Source organism: Kribbella sp. C-35, from assembly GCF_046549195.1.
Classification (GTDB): domain Bacteria; phylum Actinomycetota; class Actinomycetes; order Propionibacteriales; family Kribbellaceae; genus Kribbella.
On the sequence record NZ_JAJPWG010000003.1, the window covers coordinates 290,425 to 310,591 of the forward strand.

The following is a 20,167-nucleotide window of genomic DNA, read 5'->3' on the forward strand; positions in this document are numbered from 1 at the left end:
TGCTCACGAACGAGCTCCGGTGGTGCGGTCTGCGGACGTGAGGAGTTCGCCGGTGTCCTGGGTGTAGAGGAGGACTCGAGTGGCAGGGGCGGTCAGGACTACCGGGGTGCCGGGGGCGGGTTCGGTTTCCTCGGGGACGGTGACGCCGATGAGGGTGCCCCCGCAGTCGACGCTGACGAGGGACTGGGTGCCGAGGTTCTCGGCGACGACGACCTCGCCGCGGAGGGCGGGGCCGGCGACGTCTCCGGTCGACAAGGTCAGGTACTCGGGCCGGATGCCGACCGTGATCTCGGCGTCGGCCGGCGTCGAGACGGTTGTCGCAGGCAACGAACCGCCGGCTACGGATACAGTGCCGTCGCCCAAGACCTTGCCCGGGAGAAGGTTCATCGGGGTCGACCCGATGAAGTTCGCCACGAAGGTGTTGGCGGGACGCGCGAAGACCTCACGTGGGGAACCGAGCTGCCGGAGCTTGCCCGAGTCCATGACGGCGATGCGGTCGGCGAGCGCGAGGGCCTCGGCCTGGTCGTGGGTGACGAAGACCGTGGTGATGCCCAGGTCGCGCTGGAGCTTCTTCAGGAAGGTACGGGCCTCGAGGCGGAGCCGTGCGTCGAGGTTCGACAGCGGCTCGTCGAGCAGCAGGACCTTGCCTTCGGAGGCGATCGCGCGGGCGAGGGCGACACGTTGCTGCTGGCCGCCGGACAGTTGCCCGGGCTTGCGTTCCAGGAGTCCGTCCAAGGACAGTTCGCCGGCGGTACGAGAGGCGACGTCGGCGCGGGTGGCGGCAGCGACCCGGCGTACCTTCAAGGGATAGGTGATGTTCTCGGAGACGCTCATGTGGGGGAAGAGCGCGTAGTCCTGGAAGACCATGGCGACGCCGCGCTTGCCCGGCTCGGTGCGGGTCACGTCCGCCGCGTCGATGCGGACGGTGCCCTCGCTCGCGGTCTCCAGGCCGGCGATCGTCCGGAGCAGCGTCGTCTTGCCGCAGCCCGACGGGCCGAGGAGGGCGAAGAACTCGCCGTCGGCCACGTGCAGGTCCAGCCCGTCGACGGCGCGGACGCCGTTCGGGTAGACGGTTGCGAGGCCTTCGATGTCGATGCCCGCCATCAGCTCTTGATCCCTCCGTGGAAGCGGAACCCGTATCGCGAGTTCACCAGCAGGTACAGCACGACGACCGGGATCGAGAACAGCAGCGAGAACACCGGCAGCACCTGCAGGTTCACGCTGCCGCCTTCGTCGGTGAGGGTCTGCATCAGCACCGCACCGGGCTGCTTGTCGATCGACCGGATGAGCAGGAAGGGCACCAGGAAGTTGCCCCAGGAGTTGACGAACGCCCAGACCATGATGGTCGCCAGTCCGGGTCGTGCGACCGGGAGCACGACGTCGCGCAGGATCTGGCCGGTGGACGCGCCGAAGACCCGCGCCGACTCCTCGTAGGACTTGGGGACCGCGTCGACGAAGTCCTTCAGGATGAAGATCGCCGCCGGCAACAGCCCGCCGGTCATCACCAGCGCGACGCCGAACCGGGAGTCGATCAGCCCGAGCTGGAACATCATCACGAAGATCGGCACCATCGCCGCGGTTCCGGTGACGACCGAGGACAGCAGGAGCAACCCGTACAGCAGCGCGTCCCGGCCCGGGATCCGCACTCGCGACAACGCATAGGAAGCGAGCGCGGCAAAGGCAGTCACAGCGACCGCGGTCGTCACGCAGATCAGCAGCGAGTTGACCATCGAGTGCATCGCATACGGATGGTCGAGCGTTTTGCGGATGTTCTCCAGCGTCCAGTCCGGCCAGTGCACGCCGAGTCCAGGATTCCGATCGAACGGGGCCGATGCGATCCACAGCATGGGTACGGCGAAGAACAGCGTGACCGCGCAGATCAGGACGTAGAACCCGATCCGGCGGACGACGTACGCGGGCCTCATGAGCGCCTCCGGAGCAGCCGCAGGTACACGAGCGAGACCAGTAGGTTCGCGATCAGCAGCAGGAACGAGATCGCCGACGAGTACCCGAGCTCACCGCCCTGCAGCGCCACGTTGTAGATGTAGACCGGCACCGTCTCGGACTCGTGGTTCGGCCCGCCCTTGGTGAGCAGGAACGGCGAGAAGTCGTTCGCCGTCCACAGCGAGATCAGCAGCGTGTTGGTCAGCACATGCCCGCGGATGTGCGGGAACACGATGTCCCGCAGCGTCTGCCACCCCGACGCGCCGACCATCCGCGCCGACTCGAGCTGTGACGGCGGGACGGCCTGCAGCGCGGACGAGTAGAGCATCATCGAGAACGCCGTACCGCGCCACGTGTTGAACACCACGAGACACGCCATCGGGTAGTCGATGAGCCACGCGGTTCCCGGCGTACCCAGCAAAGCATTCAAAGTGCCGCCGTCGCGGTCGTAGAACGCGACCCACAGGTACGCGACCACGGTCGACGGCAGGATCCAGGCCAGCAGCGTGAAGGCCTCGACCGTACGGCGGACCACCGGGCGGGTACGGCGCAGAACCCACGCCAGCGTGAACCCGAGGACGTTCTGCCCGATGATCGCGGAGCCGAGCACGAACAGCAGCGTCAGCCACAACGCGTTGTGGAAGAGCGCGTCGTTCAGCGCCTTCGTGTAGTTCGACAACCCCACCATCGACGGCGACACGGCCTCGACGCCGGTCAACCGGTAGTTGGTGATGCCGATGTAGATGGTCCAGAGCGCGGGGAAGATCAGGAACGCGCCGATCAGCAGCATCGCGGGTGCGACGAAGCCGAGTGCGCGGCCGACCCCGAGGCCCGCGACGTCCCGCGCGGGGGCACGCCGCGCGGGTGCGGTAGCAGAAGTCATCAGTTACTGGTGACCTTGTCCTTGCCGCCGGCCGCGGTCTCGACGACCTTCTGGTACGCCGTGGCGGCGGCGTCGGTGCTCTTACCGCCGACCACGTCCGCGGTCGCCTGCTGCAGTGCCGCAGAGATCTTCGGGTACTCGGCGCGGCCCGGACGGTACTGCGTGATCGGCAGCACCTTCTCGGCGACGAAGCTCAGCATCGGGTCGCTCTTCAGCACCTCGCTGTTGACGTCCGACCGCTGCGTGATCTTGGCGGCGCCGGCCAGCGACTCCTTCACCATCTCCGCGGAGTTCATGAACTGCATGAACTCCCAGGCCTGCTGCGGGAACTTGGTGTTCGGGTTGATCACGGTCGCGCCGCCGCCGGACATCGAGACGAAGTCCTGACCCTTCACGCCCGCGCCCGGCTGCCGTGCCGGGATCAGTGCCCAGCCCACCGCGCTGTCCCGGTCGGCCATCTTCGCGACGCCGGCCTTGGGCTCGACGACACTGCGCCAGAAGTAGTCGCTCTCGAGCAGGATGCCGATCTTGTTCGCGGCGAACTCGGCGAACGACTTGTCCCGGCCCTTGGCCTCGCGCTGCAGCACCGGGTCACCGAGACCGGTCGAGTAGACCTGGTGGTAGAAGTCCAGGACTTGGCGCAGTTGCGCGGTGTTGCCCAGCCACTTGCCGTCGGAGTTCACCGTGGCGCCGGTGCCGACCAGCAGCGGCAGCACGCCCTGCATGGTGGTCGCCTCGCCCATCGCGGTGCCGGCGTTGATCTGGATCGGGGTCACGCCGGAGATCTTCTTGAGCGCCTGACCTGCGGAGATGATGTCGTCCCAGGACTTCGGCTGCCAGTCGGCGGGCAGTCCGGCCTGCTGGAACAGCTTCTTGTTGAAGTACAGGACCCGGCCGTCGGTGCCACCGGGTACGCCGTACCGCTGGCCGTTGTAGCTGCCGAGCGCCTGGACCGATTCCGGGATCTGCTTCCAGCCGTCCCAGCCGTCCACCTTCGCGGCGTCGCCGACGGTGTCGGTGAGCGGCTTGATGTAGTTGGCCTGGGCGAACTCGCCGACCCAGATGCCGTCGATCTGGAACAGGTCCGGTCCGGACTTGTTCGACAGGTCGAGGGAGAGCTTCTGCTTGTAGACCTCGTCGTCGGAGCCGTCGCCCTGGAACTTGACCGTGACGTCGACGCCCTTGCCCTTCTGCTCGGCGACGAACTTCGGGATCAGCACGTCCTCGATGAAGGTTGCCCCGGCGCTGCTCTTGCCGCCCTTGACCGAGTTCGACCCGAAGGTCAGCTCGACCTTCTTGGCGTCGGCGTTCCGGTTCGCGTCCTGGTCGCCGCTGCCGGAGTCGGACGAACCGAGGCATCCGGTGAGCAGGGCGAGGGCCGCGGCGCCGAGTACGCCGGCGGTGGTCAACCGCGAGAGTGATCGCATCAGGGCTCCTTGCAGAAGTGGTCCAGCAACAGTGCCGGTCAAACATTGGCACTCATCCGCGACTATGTGAAGACTTTTTTCCAACACCGAGGCGAACGTTGTCAGGTGCTGTAGGCAACCAACCGTGAACTGTCAAGTTCGGATCCCGCGTGATGCGTTGCGGAAGAGTTAAAGGATGCTCAAGGTTCTGCGACAACAGGTAATGGAGTAGATACAGAGGGTGATCAGCCGAGCTACTGTCTAGCCGTTCGGTTCAGCGGATCGGAGGTGAAAGACGTGACACTGCTCCATGGAGTCGCTTGCCTTGTCGACGACCTGCTCGGGCATTGCTGGTGCTGGTGGTGACCGTGGCCGCGCGGTGACGACACCGGGCTCCCGCTGACGCGCAAGCAGCGGGGCATCCCGGAACTCATCCCCGAGCACCGCCAGGCCCCACCACCAGAGACAACGCGAGAGACAAGGAGTGAAAAACGGCCGGCCCCGACGATGTCGGGGCCGGCCGTCCTCTCGTTGGCCAGTGTTCGAATCGACTCAGCTCTGCGCCAGCTGCATCATCTGCTTCGGCAGCGTCGTCATCTGCGCCGGGATCGGGAGCAGGCTGCCGATAGCTGACAACAGGCCGGCGGCCGCGCCCGCGATCGGCAGCGGCAGGGCCAGGCCCAGCGATGCCAGCAGCGCGTTCACGAGGGCCAGCACCGCGCCCAGGATGTCCAGGCTCGGCACCGGAAGACCGGCCCAGGCCTGGATCGGCGTGCCGGCAGCGCTCATCGTGCCGGTCGGTTGTGCCTGCTTGGCCTTCCCCTTGCCAAGCAGCGACGTCAGGGCGAGCCCACTGGCTTCGTTCACGAACGTGCCGGTGTCCTCGTCGTAGTTCCACTTCTGCCCGTCGCCGCTACGGCACGGCAGGACCAGCAGTGGAGCGGAAGCCGGCACCTTGGCCAGGTCCGCGCCGCTGTCCAGGCAGGCTCCGGTCGTCGCAAGGGCGCCACCGACGCTCTTGCTCATCGCGACCTGCAGCTGGCCGGACTCGGTGTAGATCCACTCCTGGGTCTTGCCTTCCTTGCCCGGGGCGCACGCCATCATGACCGCCATCGGGACCTTGTCGGCCGCGACGAACGTCAGGCAGTAGCGCGTGTCGGAGCGAGTGGCGATCTGTTGTGCCACACCCACCGATACGCCCGGGGTCTTCGAACCACTGGGTGCCGGGTTCGCGGCTTGGGCCGGTATCGCGGTGGCGATGGCCACGCTGACCGCGAGCACCACCACGCCGGTGCGGCTGAACAGCTTTCGGATGATCAAGACAACCTCCAGAGGTCGTGCCATCTCGTGGCGTCAGGTCGTCGGGACCCCGTGGCGCGAGCCGGGTATGCCGGCAGTGACTCAGCGCGACGTTGACGCCACAACCAGTAAGGCACAGGTGTGACCGAGGGGGTTATGCCGATCTCGTGAAACTTGATGCCAATGGCAACTAACTGCCACCCGAATGTCGTTGCGCAAGGCATCGATATCCGGTTGCCGGGTCGCCGTGCGACCACCGTGCGGAGGCTGTGAGATTTCTGAGATATTACAGCAATCCAAGGGATTTCGGATAGCTACTGATGCCGAGGGCAACGGTGTTTGATCAGTGGGGCTGGTGGGTTTCTTTGGGGTCCTCGACGGCCCGTTCCTCGATCTCCGGACGGTCGTCAGAGGTGGTGTCGGAAGTCACGGCCTCGTCGCGCTCAGCGGATACCTCTGGGACACCCTCGGTGACCTTGGCGCGCAGCTGGCGCATCTCCTTGCGGCGGCGCAGGTCGCGCCCGAGGCCCTTCTTCATCAGCCACAGCCCGACGACGAGGGCGGCGCCGGTGACCGCTCCGAGGAAGTAGATGGTCGGCACCGAGACGCCGAAGTCGACGCCGAAGACCTCCAGCTTGGTGGACGCGGTCGACGAGACCGAGACGCCCAGCCCGAACAACACGGCCAGCACGATCAGGACGATTCCGAGAACGGCCATGGCGACCCGCCTATCTGCCGGCGTACACCGGCCCTTCAGGCCTCACTGCTCAGTAGTGCGGAGAGCAGCGCCACCGCGCCGCTCTTGTCGAGTGGGTTGTTCTGGTTCCCACACTTGGGCGACTGTACGCACGACGGGCATCCGTCCGTGCATTCACAGTGTGCAATCGCCTCGCGTGTCGCCGTCAACCACTCGCGCGCTGCGGCGTACCCGTGTTCGGCGAAGCCGGCGCCACCGGGATGGCCGTCGTACACGAAAACCGTCAGTTGGCCGGTGTCGGCGTGGCGGGCGGTGGAGACGCCGCCGATGTCCCAGCGGTCGCAGGTGGCGAAGAGCGGGAGCAGGCCGATCGACGCGTGTTCGGCGGCGTGGGCCGCTCCCGGTACGTCGGCCAGCCCGAGCGCCTCGACAGCGGTGTCAGGCATGGTCCACCACACGGCCTTGGTCCGCAGGGTGCGCTCCGGCAGGTCGAGCGGCTGTTCGTCGAGTACGTCGCCGGTCGCGATCAGCTTGCGCTGGTACGAGATGACCTGGCTCGTCACCTGGACCCAGCCGCGCGACAATTCCGCCGTACCCCACGAGCACGTCTCCTCGGTCGCGAGGATGCTGATCTCGGTGACGTCCCGCGCGAAGGTCGTGTAGTCCGGAGAGGCCGGCTCGACGACCGCGGCGTGCTCCTCGAGGTCGAGCGAACGCACGAGATACGACTCGCCTGCATGGACGTAGACAGCACCCTCGTGGACCGACGCGTGGGCCGAGCCGCCGTCGACCGTGCCGAGCAATCGACCGGTCTGGTCCTCCACAATCTGCACTGTCTTCCCACCGGCCGACCGGATGTCGATGGCGTCGACGGCCCGCTCGCGGCGCGTCCAGAACCACCCGTGCGGCCGTTCGCGCAGCGCGCCTTGCCGCACCAGCTGTGCGATCACAGAAGACGTCGTCTCCCCGAAGACCTCGAAGTCGTCGGGAGTCAGCGGCAGCTCTTGGGCCGCGGCACACAGCTGAGGCCCGAGCACGTACGGGTTCTCCGGGTTGAACACAGTCGCCTCGACCGGGCGCCCGAAGATCGCAGCCGGATGCCGCACCAGGTAGGTGTCCAGCGGGTCGTCCCGTGCGATCAGCAGCGCCACCGCGTCCCCACCGGCTCGGCCTGCGCGCCCAGCCTGTTGCCAGAGCGACGCGCGCGTACCTGGCCAGCCAGAGAGCAGTACGGCGTCCAGCCCGGCAATGTCGATGCCCAGCTCGAGAGCGTTCGTTGCCGCGACGCCAGTGAGCTCACCGCTCTGCAGCATTCCCTCGAGCCGCCGACGCTCCTCCGGCAGGTAGCCGGCCCGGTACGCCGACACCTGGTCGATCAGCGTTGGGTCGACCTCAGCCAGGTTCTCCCGGGCCGTCATCGCGACTGACTCGGCTCCACGCCGCGATCGGACGAAGGCGACCGTACGGACACCTGTCACGACCAGATCGGTCAGGAGGTCCGCCACCTCGGCTGTCGCGGACCGACGTACCGGTGCGCCGTTCTCGCCGTGTAGAGAGGTCAGGGGCGGCTCCCACAGACCGAAAGCGATGCCCCCGCGTGGAGAGCCGTCCTCGACCACCTCCACCATCGGCAGCCCGGTCAAACGCTCGCCTGACACCGCTGGCTCGGCCACAGTCGCCGAGGCGCAGACGAAGATCGGATGGGCGCCGTACTGCGCGCACACCCGACGCAGGCGCCGCAGTACGCCGGCCACGTGCGCACCGAAGACGCCGCGGTAGTGGTGGCACTCATCAACCACGACGTACTGCAGGCAGCCCAGGAAGCGCGCCCAGCGTTGGTGGTTCGGCAGGACCGACCGGTGCAGCATGTCCGGGTTGCTGAGCACGTACGTCGCGTGGTCGCGCGCCCAGTCGCGCTCGGTCCGCTCCGAGTCGCCGTCCAGCGTCGTGGCCCGCAGACCGGGCACGGTGTACGCCGAGACCGCGCGGAGCTGATCGTGAGCGAGTGCCTTGGTCGGAGACAGGTACAAAACAGAGGCGGTACGGCGGTGTGGTGACGCTGCCTGGGCGGTGCTCAAGGTGGCAAAGGCCGGCAGCAGGTACCCGAGCGACTTGCCGGAGGCTGTCCCGGTCGCGACGACCACGTGTTTCCCGCCGTACGCCGCCTCGGCCGTCGCCACCTGATGAGTCCACGGCGCCGTGATGCCGGCGTCGCGCAGCTGGTCGAGGACCTCGGACGGGACCCAGCGCGGCCAAGCACATGTTTGTCCTACTCGCGGCGGCACCGACTCGACATGCGTCAGCCGGTCGTCACGACCGGCGGCCAGGCGCTTCAGGACGGCAGCCGCCTCACCACCTGCACGCATACCGGCACCCTAGGCCCTGCCACGGACAGTTGCTTGCTGAGGACCAGCTGAGAGATGCACGTTCGGATGCACGGCCTTTTTCCGGAGGGGAATCGACTTCGGGTGGGCGAGATGAAAGAGTTTTCGGCAACGGGTCTCACTCACGGTCCGTACATGGTTGAATGCAGCAGTTCACGGGATCGGAGGCCGAAGTGGATCTGTCGCTGACCGCGCGCGCCGAGGGCGGGCGCACCGTCATCGAGGTGGCGGGGGAGATCGACGTCTACACCGCACCGAAGCTCCGCGAGAAGATCGCCGCGCTCGTCGACGAAGGGGTCTACGACCTGGTCATCGACCTGGAACGCGTGGAGTTCCTGGACTCCACCGGCCTCGGCGTTCTCGTCGGCGGACTGAAACGGGTGCGCACCCACGACGGATCCCTGTCCCTGGTCTGTACCCAGGAACGGCTGCTCAAGATCTTCCGGATCACCGGCCTGACCAAGGTCTTCGACATCCACCCGGACGTCGCCTCGGCGATCTGACCAAGCGAAACGGTGTCCACATCACTACGTTCGGTGATCGTTCCGCCCAGGTTCCGGCACGGGACTTGCCGGGCCGGCCAGTTATGACGTAGACCACCCTGTCGTCAGGTCTGGTCGGGAACCCGTTAGAGTAACCCACCGCGCCAGGCCACTGGCGCTGTGTCGTATTTCCCCAACCCTTCGGTTGCGGCAGACGGGGGCCGTCAAGCCTGGATGGGTTGCCTACAAGGAGGACGGATGTCCGCGCTGCTTGCTGCACAAGCGGTGGATCTTTCGTCGAGCAACACCACACTGGTGATCGTCGTCGGGGTGATCGCGATTCTCGCGGTCGTCATCGCGATGGTCTTCCGGGGCCAGGTGCTTGCCGCGAACGATGGCACCGAGAACATGAAGACGATCGCCGCGGCGGTTCAGGAAGGCGCTTCGGCGTACCTGAACCGGCAGTTCCGGACATTGTCGATCTTCGCCGTGGTCGCGTTCCTGTTGCTGTTCCTGCTGCCGGCGCACACCGACGGCGGCAACGAGACCACGCTGAAGATCTTCCGCTCCGTGTTCTTCCTGGTCGGTGCGGGCTTCTCCGCCGCGATCGGCTACCTGGGGATGTGGCTCGCGACCCGCGCCAACGTCCGGGTCGCCGCCGCCGCGCGGGACGAGGGCCGCGAGCCGGCCATGCGGGTCGCGTTCCGCACCGGCGGCACCGTCGGCATGGCGACCGTGGGCTTCGGCCTGTTCGGCGCCGCGCTGGTCGTGCTGCTGTTCAAGGGTGACGCCCCGACGGTGCTCGAGGGCTTCGGCTTCGGCGCCGCGATGCTCGCGATGTTCATGCGGGTCGGCGGCGGTATCTTCACCAAGGCCGCCGACGTCGGCGCCGACCTGGTCGGCAAGGTCGAGCAGAACATCCCCGAGGACGACCCCCGCAACGCGGCGACCATCGCCGACAACGTGGGCGACAACGTCGGTGACTGCGCCGGTATGGCGGCCGACCTGTTCGAGTCGTACGCCGTGATGCTGGTGGCCTCGCTGATCCTGGGCAAGGCCGCGTTCGGCGAGCAGGGCCTGATCTTCCCGCTGATCGTGCCGGCCATCGGCGCGCTCACCGCGGTCCTCGGTGTCTTCCTGACCCGCCCGCGGACCGGCGAGAACGGTCTGCGCACCATCAACCGCGCGTTCTACATCTCCGCGGTCGTCTCCGGTGTGCTCTGTGCGGTGGCGGCGTTCGTCTATCTGCCGAGCAGCTTCAAGGACCTCACGGACGCGAGCGAGTCGATCGCCGCGACCGACGGCGACCCGCGGCTGATCGCGACGATCTCGGTGATCATCGGCATCGTGCTGGCGGCCGTCATCCTGGCGCTGACCGGTTACTTCACCGGCACCGAGGACAAGCCGGTCAAGGACGTCGGCAAGTCGTCGCTGACCGGTGCCGCGACCGTGATCCTGTCCGGTATCTCGGTCGGCTTCGAGTCCGCCGTCTACACCGCCGTGGTGATCGCGGCGGCCGTGTACGGCGCGTTCCTGGTGGGCGGGTCCGGTGTGGTCGCACTGTTCGCGATCGCGCTGGCCGGTTGCGGTCTGCTGACCACCGTCGGCGTCATCGTCGCGATGGACACCTTCGGCCCGGTCTCCGACAACGCGCAGGGCATCGCCGAGATGTCCGGTGACGTGGACGGCGAGGCGGCCCAGATCCTGACCGAGCTGGACGCCGTCGGCAACACCACGAAGGCCATCACCAAGGGCATCGCGATCGCGACCGCCGTACTGGCCGCGACCGCACTGTTCGGTTCGTACACCGACGCGATCCGCACCTCGCTGGCCGAGAACTACGCCAAGTTCGAGGCGGACTCCCTGGTGTTCAACCCGGGCACGCTGGTCGGTCTGATCCTCGGTTGCGCGGTCGTGTTCATGTTCTCCGGTCTCGCGATCAACGCCGTCGGCCGCGCCGCCGGTGCGGTCGTCTACGAGGTACGTCGCCAGTTCCGCGACATCCCCGGGATCATGGAGGGTACGGGCAAGCCGGAGTACGGCAAGGTGGTGGACATCTGCACCCGCGACTCGCTGCGGGAGCTGGCCACCCCGGGTCTGCTCGCGCTGACCGCTCCGATCGCCGTCGGCTTCGGTCTCGGCGCCCCGGCGCTGGCCGGCTACCTGGCCGGTGCGATCGGCTCCGGCACGCTGATGGCGGTCTTCCTGGCCAACTCCGGTGGTGCCTGGGACAACGCCAAGAAGCTGGTCGAGGACGGCAACCACGGCGGCAAGGGTTCGCCCGCGCACGAGGCCACCGTCATCGGTGACACCGTCGGCGACCCGTTCAAGGACACCGCCGGTCCGGCCATCAACCCGCTGATCAAGGTGATGAACCTGGTCTCGGTGCTGATCGCGCCGGCCGTCGTCGGGATGTCGTCGATCGGCGACGACACCAACACGCCGCTGCGGATCGTCATCGCGGTCGTCGCCGTGGTGATCCTGGCCGCGGCCGTGTACGTCTCGAAGCGCCGGGAGTCGGTCATCTCCGACACTCCGGCCGAGGTGAACGCCGCAGCCTGATCGCAGGAGCTGCCCGAAACGGCTCGCCGGTTCCGACCGGCGGGCCGTTTCGTTTGCCTGGACCCCGACGTCCCGCTCACTTACTGTCATCATGTGAGGATTGCCCGAGTGCCCGCGCTGCTGCTTCTCGTTGTGGCAGGCGTTCTGGCCATCGTGCAGCCGGCGAACGCGGCGACACCGCAACCGGATGTCGCCTATCTCAACACCGCTCACCAGCTCAACCTGACCATCATCGAGGCCGCCCAGACGGCGACGGCCAAGGGCCGAACCTCCTGCGTACGGCGGGTCGCCGCCCAGCTGGAACGGGACAACCGCAAGCTGTCCGCGCAGGAGCTCGACGTCGCCACACGACTCAGCATTCTGCTGCCGACGGCACCTTCGACGGCCCAGCGCCGCCAGCTCGACGTACTCGCGGCCAAGGCCGGGACAACGGCGTACGACGGCGCGTGGCTGGCCTTCCAGCGCCAGCTGCATCAGCAGTACCTGGCACTCGTAGAAGGTGAGCTGCCGATCAGCGCGTCGCCTGCGGTCGAGGCAGTGGCTGACGGCGCCAAGCCCGTGATCCAGATGCACCAGCGTGCGGTCACAGGTACCTGTCGCGTCGAAACCACCACTCCGGTGGTGCCTACGGGAGAGGGTGGCCAGCAGGCAGAGGCCAACCTGGCCCGCACCCGGGCCGCACTGATCCTGATGGGCATCGGTGCGGTGCTGATTCTGGTCGGCAAGTCGATCCCGCTGAAGCGGCGCCTCCTGGGGATCGCAGCCCTCGCAGCGGGTCTCGTGATGCTGTTCGGCGGACAGCCCAACAACACCGGGAAGGTCCCGGACGCGGGCAAGACGACCGCGGACCGCGAGGCCGCCGTACCGCCTGTCCGTTTGAAATTGCCCGGCGTACTGGAAGCGTCTGTGCAGCCGGTTGCGACCGGCGGCAACGGTCAGCTGCAGGTGCCGAAGTCGGCAGCGGACGTGGGCTGGTGGGCCGCGGGCGCGGCGCCAGGCTCCGATGGTGGCACCGTACTGCTTGCGGGGCATGTGGACACCGCCAAAGGGCGCGGAGTGTTCGCAGCGCTGTCCGGCGTACCGGTCGGCACCAGTGTCGCGGTGACAGGTGGGGACGGCGGCGAGCACTGGTACCGCATCGTTGCGCGCCGTACCTATAAGCAGGAGGCTTTGCCCGCCGACCTGTTCCACGGTGCGGTGAAGCCCCGGCTGGCGTTGGTGACCTGCACGGGTTCCTATGACCGTACGGCGCACCGCTACAGCGAGAACCTCGTGCTCTACGGCGTTCCGCTCGACTGAGTTTTGGTAGTTACTTCCACCAACGGCCGACCGAAGTACGTCGTACGTCGACTTTCGGCTGATGTGCTGAGCCGCGGCATGGGGGATCGTCGGGGTTGTGGTCAGGGGCATAACCGATAGCAGCCGCCCGCGCACCGGCGGCAGAATCAACCCACGGGTGGACACACCGGATCCGCCCGCGGTCCGATGCCCGGCCCCCCTCAGACCTCGATACTGATCTCATCACGACACAACCCGCCCGACTGGGGACAATTCACGCCACCGAACGAGGAGCACGGCGATGATCGAGGCAAAAGGCCTCACCAAGCGATACGGCGCAACAGTTGCCGTTGACAACCTGTCTTTCGAGGTGAAACCCGGCAGGGTGACCGGCTTCCTCGGCCCGAACGGGGCCGGCAAGTCCACCACCATGCGGATGATCCTCGGACTCGACACCCCGACGTCCGGCGAGGTCACCATCGACGGCCAGCGGTACCGCGACCTGCACCGGCCGCTGACCAAGGTCGGCGCGCTGCTGGACGCCAAGTGGGTGCACCCGAACCGCTCGGCGCGAGCCCATCTGATGTGGATGGCCGCGTCGAACAAGTTGCCGAAGTCATCGGTCGACAAGGCGCTCGACATGGTCGGCCTGACGTCGGTCGCGAACAAGCGGGCCGGCGCCTTCTCGCTGGGTATGTCGCAGCGGCTCGGCATCGCCGGCGCGTTGCTCGGCGACCCGGAGGTGCTGCTGTTCGACGAGCCGGTGAACGGTCTCGACCCGGAGGGCATCGTCTGGATCCGGACCTTCATGCACCGGCTGGCCGACGAGGGCCGCACCGTGCTGGTCTCCAGCCACCTGCTGTCCGAGATGGCGCTGACCGCCGAGGACCTGGTCGTCATCGGCCGCGGCAAGCTGATCGCGCAGAGCACCACGCAGGAGTTCGTCGACCGCGCCAGCGGTACGACGGTGAAGGTGCGGACCCCGCAGCTCGACCAGTTCGCCGGTGTGCTGAACGAGCAGCACCTCGCGACCCGGATCGAGGACGTCGAGGACCAGGGCAAGGTGCTGTTCGTCGAGGGCGACCTGACCACCGACCAGATCGGTGAGACGGCCGCCGCGCACGGCATCGTGCTGCACGAGCTGACGCTGCAGCGCGGTTCGCTGGAGCAGGCATTCATGCAGATGACCGGTGACTCGGTCGAGTACCACGCGCACGAGGAGATCGCCGCTGTGACCTCGCTCGACGCACCCGACGCCGCCGAGGTGGCCGCGGGTCCGAAGGAGGACAACTGACATGTCGGTGATCGCTGTCGAGCGGATCAAACTCTTCTCCACCCGGTCGCCGTGGTGGTGCATGATCGTCGCGGCCGTGCTGACCGTCGGGCTCGCGGCCTTGACGACCGGCTTCCTCAAGGGCGCCGAGGAGCAGCAGGCGACCATCTTCATCACCCAGCCCGGCGCGCAGCTCAGCCAGATGGTGATGATGGTGATGGCCGCGCTGGCCGTCACCACCGAGTACCGGTTCGGCACCATCCGGACCAGCTTCCAGGCCGTTCCGCAGCGCGCCGCGCTGCTGCTCGGCAAGACCGCCGTGGTCGCGTTCCTGGCCGGCATCATCGGCCTGATCGCGTCCTTCGGCGCCTGGGGGATCGGCAGCCTGTTCGCGAGCAACGCGGACCTGGCGATCAACACCGGTGCCGAGTGGCGGCTGCTAGCCGGCCAAGGCCTGGTGTTCTCGATCTCCGCGGTGTTCGCGGTGGCGGTCGGCATCCTGATCCGGCAGAGCGCCGGTGCGATCGCGATCCTGATTCTCTGGCCGCTGCTGGTCGAGAACCTGGTCAACCTGATCCCGAAGGTCGGCGACGACCTGGCCCGGTGGGCGCCGTTCGCGAACGGTAGTTCGTTCCTCAACCAGGGTCAGGACTTCGGTCTGGCCGGGGCGGGCGCCGGCGGTAGCGACTTCGCGCTCAGCCCGTGGTGGGCACTGCTGTACTTCGCCGGCTGGGCGGCCGCGCTGATGACCATCGCTCTGGTGTCGGCGAGCAAGCGCGACGCATAACAAGTCCACCCCGGTCGAGGTTGAGGGGCCCTGACCGGGGCGCGGGGCTCGGCCAGGCTGAGGGGTCCTGGTCGCGACGGCCCGTGGTGCATCCGGTCTCCGGATGGGCCACGGGCCGTTTCCCATGCTGATTCGGGGCTGGCCGGGTGGCCCGTCGACGGATTACGGTGCCGCGCATGACGGACTGGGCGCAGGTGCGTGAGGCAGGTTTCGCGGTTCCCGAAGGGCGGCCGCTGGGTGAGCTGGTGGCCGAGCTGGTCGGGATGCTGCGGTCCCCCGATCCCGTCGTACGGGACCGGCAGGCGTACTCCGTGCTCGCGACCTGGATCAGCCGCGGCGTGCTGTCGACGGACGAGCTGCGGGCGCTCGGCGACGAGATGGTGCCGCGGTTCACGGACCCGGAGATCCAGGCGCGGACGTTCGCGCCGTTGATCCTGGACGTGATCGTGACGAGCGGGGTCTTCGAACCCAGCTGGGTGGCGCCGTTCGAGCGCTGGTACGTCGCGGAGGAGGACCTCCGGGGGTACGACGAGAAGCTCGGCTGGCTGCATGCGGTGGCGCATGGCGGGGATCTGCTCGGGACGCTCGGGCAGCACACGGCGGTGGAGCCGGTACAAATGCTGCAGCTCGGGATCGGGCGGTTGCTGACGCCGACCCCGTACGTGCTGCGGGACATGGAGGACGACCGGCTCGGGTACGCGCTCGCGGCGACGCTGACGCGCGACGAGCTGACCGGCAGCGACGCGACCGACTGGCTGGACCCGGCGATCCGGCAGCTGGCGAACCCGCCGGCCGAAGGGATCACGCCCGAGGTGACGAACACGATCCGTACGCTGCGGGCGCTGTACGTGTTCGCCGACCACGGTCTGCGGGTCGGGGATGCGAAGAAACTCACACGGATTCCGCAGGCCGACCAGGTCAAGACCAAGCTCGCGGACGTGCTCCGGATCGTCACGCCGTACTATCTCTGAGCCTGAAGTGGTCGGCGGCAACTACCTGGTGGGGTAGGACGCATCCGACTTTCGTCTGGACTTTCCCTGAATCCTCCCCGAGGAACGGCATGTCGTAGTCCAGGGCGGAGTACAGGTGGTTTCAGGTGGCAGTGGAGGCTCGGTCCGTGACAAGGTCTCTGCTGGCACGCCATGGCCCCCTCCCATGGTGGTGTCAACGCCACTACCGAAGTAGTGCCAACACCATCAGATCTGGTCCCCGGCGAGGTTAGCTTTGAGTTACACAGCCGTTTGGGGGCAGCGGGTTTTAGAGAGGGCGCGTGGAAGTCATGGTTGCGACATACCTGAAGAGATGGGTCGGCAACCGCATTCTCAACAGGACCACCCGCAAGGGTGGCCTCGACCTGTCGAAAATGCGGATGTTCCCGCGCCAGGTCTCGATGCCGTTGCGCCGCGAGGGGCTCGATCCGGTCCCGGAGCTGGCCCAGGTGCGCGAGACCGAGCCGGTGCACAAACTGGCTCATCTGTTCGGGCTGAACGTCTTCGTCGTGAGCGGTCACGCCGAGGCGAAGGCCGTGCTCGCCGACAGCACGAACTTCAGCAACGACATCCGGCCGCTGGTCGGCTCGGACCCGAACAAGCCGTCGGAGGGCATCGGGGGTCTCGGGTTCACCGATCCGCCGGACCACACGCGGCTGCGGAAGCTGCTGACGCCCGAGTTCACCAAGCGCAAGCTGGCCCGGCTGGAGCCGGCGATCGAGAAGATCGTCAACGACCAGCTGGACCTGATGGAGGCCAAGGGCCCGGTCGCCGACATCGTCGCCGATTTCGCCTTCAACGTGCCGTTCCTGCTGATCGCGGACCTGCTCGGCGTCGAGGAGTCCGACCGTGATCGGTTCCGTGCGCTCGGACCGGCGCGGTTCGACCTGTCCGGTGGCGGCATCGGGGTGTTCGGGTCGGCGTCGGAGTCGCGGGACTTCCTGTTCGAGATCGTCCGGAAGCAGCGGGAGAACCCCGGCGACGGGCTGATCGGGTCGATCATCCGCGAGCAGGGTGACGACCTCGACGACATCGAGCTCGGCGGGCTGGCGGACGGGGTGTTCCTGGGCGGGTACGAGACGTCCGCGAGCATGCTGGCGCTCGGCACGCTGGTGCTGCTGCGCGACCCTTCGAACTTCGAGCGGATCCGCAACGAGCCCGGTGCGGTCGACGTGATCGTCGAGGAGCTCCTGCGGTACCTGACCGTGGTGCAGGTCGCGTTCCCGCGGTTCGCCCGGCACGACCAGGAGCTGTTCGGTCAGCAGGTGAAGAAGGGCGACCTCGTCGCGGTGTCGCTGTCCGGCGCGGATCGGGACAAGAAGGTCTTCGGCGCGGACGCCGAGGACTTCTACCCACGTCGTACGGTGTCGTCCGCGCACCTGGCATTCGGCCACGGCATGCACCGCTGCGTCGGCGCCGAGCTGGCCCGGATGGAGCTCCGCGCGGCCTTCACCGCCCTCGCGCACCGCTTCCCGGACCTGTCCCTCGCCGTTCCCGAGGAGCAACTCCGCTTCCGCGACTTCTCGATCGTGTACGGCGTCGAGACCCTTCCCGTCCGCCTACACGCAGCCGCCGCCGAACAGGTCGCCGGCTGAGCGGGTGGGTTAGGTCAGTTGGAAGCGTTTGGCGAACTGGGTTAGTTCGTCCAGGTCTGGCGTGGTGACGACCAGGCGGGTGACGCCTTGGGACTCGTAGGAGGCTGCGGCGTCTGGGGTCAGGTCGATGGAGGCCCAGCGGGTGTATTCGAGGTCGTCACGGGTTGACGTGGCCAGCTTCCACTGGGTTGCGCGTTCGGCTGGGGTTAGCGCACCGCCTGGGAAGTAGCCGTCGCCGCGGGTGCCTGCGCGGCGGGCTGCGGCGCGGCTGGAGCCGCCGATGTGGATCGGCAGTGGCGCCAGTGGATGCGGGAAGCTGCTCAGGTCCTCGAACTCGAAGAACTCGCCGGAGAAGCTGACGCGATCACCCGACCACAGCAGCCGCAGTACGTCGATCGCCTCGTCCGTACGTCGCCCGCGCGACGCGAAGTCCACACCCACTGCCCGAGCCTCGCCCGGCAAACTGCCCACGCCGACGGTCAGCAACCGCATCCGCCCCTTCGACAGCACGTCAAGCGTCGCCAACCGCTTCGCCAGCACCACCGGATGGTGGTACGGCAGCAACAGCACAGCTGTCCCGAGCAGGAGCCGTTCCGTAGACGCCGCCACGAACCCGAGCAGCTCGAGCGGATCGCCGTACGGCAGGTCGGTCGGCATCTCGTACCCGCCGAAACTGGCGCCGCGATACAGCGCCACGTGCTCCGGCACGTACAACCCCTCGAACCCGCACTCCTCGGCTCGCCGCGCGAACCTGACCAGGCGCTCCGGATCCATCCCGTACGCCGGCGTGCTGTAACTCACCGCGAATCTCACCACCGAACCGTAAAACCTTGTCCCTGGGGTCAACGCAAACGATTGAGTCATCCGTACGCCGAGTAGGTTTCTTGTGGCACTAGGTGGCCGATGGCCGGATCGGGTCGTGACAGAACCGGGGGCAGGTGGTCACAATGGGCGGTCCGGCCCGAGGTGCGGGTTGACGGAACAGGGAAGGGCCGTCGGCGGTATGGGGAATGGCGAGATGGCGGCGGACGATGCGCTGACCGTACGGATCGCCGCCGCGATGACCGCGGCGCAGTCGGGTGGGCATGCGACGGCGGCGGCGGAGATCGAGGCGATCCGGACCGAGCTCGGCGGCGTGCCGAGCTACCGGCTGGCGGCCGCGGAGTACGTCCGGGGCGTGACGGCGCACCATGCCAGCGATGCCGACGAGGCGTTGCGCGCGGTCGACGCGTGTATCGAGATCGCCCGCGCGATCGACGAACCGGGTTGGGAAGCGAACGCCCTGCCGATCCGCATCATCAACCTCGCCCGCAGCGGCCGCGGCGGTGACACGGTCAACGACCTGGTCGCCGCTGAAGCAGCCTTGAACCGCACCAGGGACGCCGGCCTGACCGCCTGGGCGCACACCGGCCTCGGCTACGCGTACGACGTCCTACGGCTTTTCGAACTGTGCATTCCGCATTACGAGCTCGCCACCCAGCTGGACGTCGATGTCTTCGAGTTGGCGGAGTCGCAGGCGATCGACCGGTTGAACCTCGCCGAGACGTACCTGCGCTGGGCGCACGAACTCGAACGCCTCGGCGATCCTTTGTATACAAGGGAGATCGAGGAGCGTCTGGCCTCCGCGGCGTACTGGGCACGCGAGGCTGAGCGGGTGGTGGTCGACGACGAGACCCAGGAGTTCTGGAAACTCAGCGCCCGGCTGTGGATCGCCGCCGCCGCGACCGCCGAGGACCCGGACCGGGCGGTCGCCGACCTGACCGAGATCCGTGACGAGATCAGCAAGCTGGGCGAGACCGAGCGGCTCGCGATCGCCGGTGCCTACCTGGCCAGAGCCCTGCAGGCGCAGGGGAAGTCCGAGGAGGCGAAAGCCGCGGCGGACCGGGCGGCCGACGACCTGCTTCCGTTGGCCGACCCATCGACCCACGTCCTGGTGCTGCAGACCCGTTCGGAGGTCGAGGCGGCCGACGGTACGGCGGGTGCCCAGGCGGGGCTGGCCTACGCGCGATCGGTCGCGCGGGGCTGGTGGAAGGAACGGCAGCGCGCGCTGAACGCCGTACGGCATGCGCTTGCCGCGCACGACCTGCCGGCCCGGCACGACGCCGAGTGGCACGCGGCGCGGCAGGATCCGCTGACCGGCGTGGGAAATCGCCGCGCTCTCGACGAGCGGCTGACCGCGGCCCGGGACTCCGGCCGGGCGGTGACGTTGCTGGCGATCGACGTGGACGACCTGAAACTCGTCAACGACACGTTCGGGCACGCCTGCGGGGACGAATTGCTGCAGGTTGTTGCAAATCTCCTGGTAGAACAGGCGCGAGCAACCGATGCCGTGATTCGATCGGGTGGCGACGAGTTCTTCGTGGTGCTCGATCAGCCCGACGCCAAGGGCGGCGCCCAGCTGGCCGAGCGGATCCGGATCGCCGTCGAGGCGATCGCTGCGACGACGGAGAAACCGTGGCTGCGCCGGCTCGGATTGAGCCTCGGGTACGCCGCGACCGCCGAAGGAATCGCCGTCGAGCAGTTGATCTCACAGGCGGATCGGCGCCTCTACAAGGAGAAACGCCGCAAGAAGTGACGAAAGTGGGGAG

General features: G+C 67.7%; 16 protein-coding genes. 8 read left to right on the top strand and 8 right to left on the bottom strand.

Annotated features, from left to right (window positions below):
- Window positions 1-3 precede the first annotated feature (3 nt).
- The 7 genes from ACLJOO_RS21395 to ACLJOO_RS21425 form a co-directional block, all read right to left on the bottom strand.
- Window positions 4-1,104, bottom strand: a complete 1,101-nt coding sequence (locus tag ACLJOO_RS21395; protein ID WP_410789009.1) for an ABC transporter ATP-binding protein — start codon at window positions 1,102-1,104, stop codon at window positions 4-6.
- Entirely contained in the window at window positions 1,104-1,925 is an 822-nt protein-coding gene (locus tag ACLJOO_RS21400) for a carbohydrate ABC transporter permease (RefSeq protein ID WP_410789010.1), read from the bottom strand. The genes ACLJOO_RS21395 and ACLJOO_RS21400 overlap by 1 nt, the downstream gene beginning before the upstream one ends.
- Window positions 1,922-2,827: a carbohydrate ABC transporter permease gene (locus ACLJOO_RS21405; protein ID WP_410789011.1), complete on the bottom strand. Its 906-nt coding sequence runs from the start codon at window positions 2,825-2,827 to the stop codon at window positions 1,922-1,924. The genes ACLJOO_RS21400 and ACLJOO_RS21405 overlap by 4 nt, the downstream gene beginning before the upstream one ends.
- Window positions 2,827-4,254, bottom strand: coding sequence for an extracellular solute-binding protein (locus tag ACLJOO_RS21410; RefSeq protein WP_410789012.1), 1,428 nt, complete (start codon window positions 4,252-4,254; stop codon window positions 2,827-2,829). The genes ACLJOO_RS21405 and ACLJOO_RS21410 overlap by 1 nt, the downstream gene beginning before the upstream one ends.
- A gap of 531 nt (window positions 4,255-4,785) precedes the next feature.
- Complete coding sequence (locus ACLJOO_RS21415) at window positions 4,786-5,553, bottom strand: hypothetical protein (RefSeq protein WP_410789013.1); 768 nt, start codon at window positions 5,551-5,553, stop codon at window positions 4,786-4,788.
- Window positions 5,554-5,875: 322 nt separating this feature from the next.
- Window positions 5,876-6,250 (bottom strand): hypothetical protein, encoded by a 375-nt coding sequence (locus tag ACLJOO_RS21420; protein WP_410789014.1) that lies wholly within the window; start codon window positions 6,248-6,250, stop codon window positions 5,876-5,878.
- 35 nt (window positions 6,251-6,285) lie between these two features.
- Entirely contained in the window at window positions 6,286-8,595 is a 2,310-nt protein-coding gene (locus ACLJOO_RS21425; RefSeq protein WP_410789015.1) for a DEAD/DEAH box helicase, read from the bottom strand.
- A 191-nt stretch (window positions 8,596-8,786) separates the two neighbouring features.
- On the opposite strand from ACLJOO_RS21425, the gene ACLJOO_RS21430 reads away from it, so the two are divergent.
- From ACLJOO_RS21430 to ACLJOO_RS21460, 7 genes are all read left to right on the top strand, one after another.
- On the top strand, window positions 8,787-9,116 hold the full coding sequence (locus tag ACLJOO_RS21430; protein WP_130387202.1) for an STAS domain-containing protein: 330 nt from the start codon (window positions 8,787-8,789) through the stop codon (window positions 9,114-9,116).
- A gap of 237 nt (window positions 9,117-9,353) precedes the next feature.
- Complete coding sequence (locus ACLJOO_RS21435) at window positions 9,354-11,657, top strand: sodium-translocating pyrophosphatase (protein ID WP_410789016.1); 2,304 nt, start codon at window positions 9,354-9,356, stop codon at window positions 11,655-11,657.
- Window positions 11,658-11,750: 93 nt separating this feature from the next.
- Entirely contained in the window at window positions 11,751-12,956 is a 1,206-nt protein-coding gene (locus ACLJOO_RS21440) for a DUF4142 domain-containing protein (RefSeq protein WP_410789017.1), read from the top strand.
- A 280-nt stretch (window positions 12,957-13,236) separates the two neighbouring features.
- Window positions 13,237-14,229 (top strand): ABC transporter ATP-binding protein, encoded by a 993-nt coding sequence (locus ACLJOO_RS21445; protein WP_410789018.1) that lies wholly within the window; start codon window positions 13,237-13,239, stop codon window positions 14,227-14,229.
- A gap of 1 nt (window position 14,230) precedes the next feature.
- On the top strand, window positions 14,231-14,995 hold the full coding sequence (locus tag ACLJOO_RS21450; protein ID WP_410789020.1) for a hypothetical protein: 765 nt from the start codon (window positions 14,231-14,233) through the stop codon (window positions 14,993-14,995).
- 176 nt (window positions 14,996-15,171) lie between these two features.
- Complete coding sequence (locus ACLJOO_RS21455) at window positions 15,172-15,966, top strand: DUF2785 domain-containing protein (protein ID WP_410789022.1); 795 nt, start codon at window positions 15,172-15,174, stop codon at window positions 15,964-15,966.
- Between the two features lie 308 nt (window positions 15,967-16,274).
- On the top strand, window positions 16,275-17,579 hold the full coding sequence (locus tag ACLJOO_RS21460; RefSeq protein ID WP_410789946.1) for a cytochrome P450: 1,305 nt from the start codon (window positions 16,275-16,277) through the stop codon (window positions 17,577-17,579).
- Window positions 17,580-17,588: 9 nt separating this feature from the next.
- On the opposite strand, the gene ACLJOO_RS21465 is transcribed toward ACLJOO_RS21460, so the two are convergent.
- Window positions 17,589-18,392: a TIGR03619 family F420-dependent LLM class oxidoreductase gene (locus tag ACLJOO_RS21465; RefSeq protein ID WP_410789023.1), complete on the bottom strand. Its 804-nt coding sequence runs from the start codon at window positions 18,390-18,392 to the stop codon at window positions 17,589-17,591.
- Between the two features lie 205 nt (window positions 18,393-18,597).
- Between ACLJOO_RS21465 and ACLJOO_RS21470 the strand changes: the two genes are divergently transcribed.
- The gene (locus ACLJOO_RS21470) at window positions 18,598-20,154 is read left to right on the top strand and encodes a diguanylate cyclase domain-containing protein (protein WP_410789024.1); all 1,557 of its coding nucleotides are present in this window, start codon (window positions 18,598-18,600) and stop codon (window positions 20,152-20,154) included.
- Window positions 20,155-20,167: the final 13 nt, after the last annotated feature.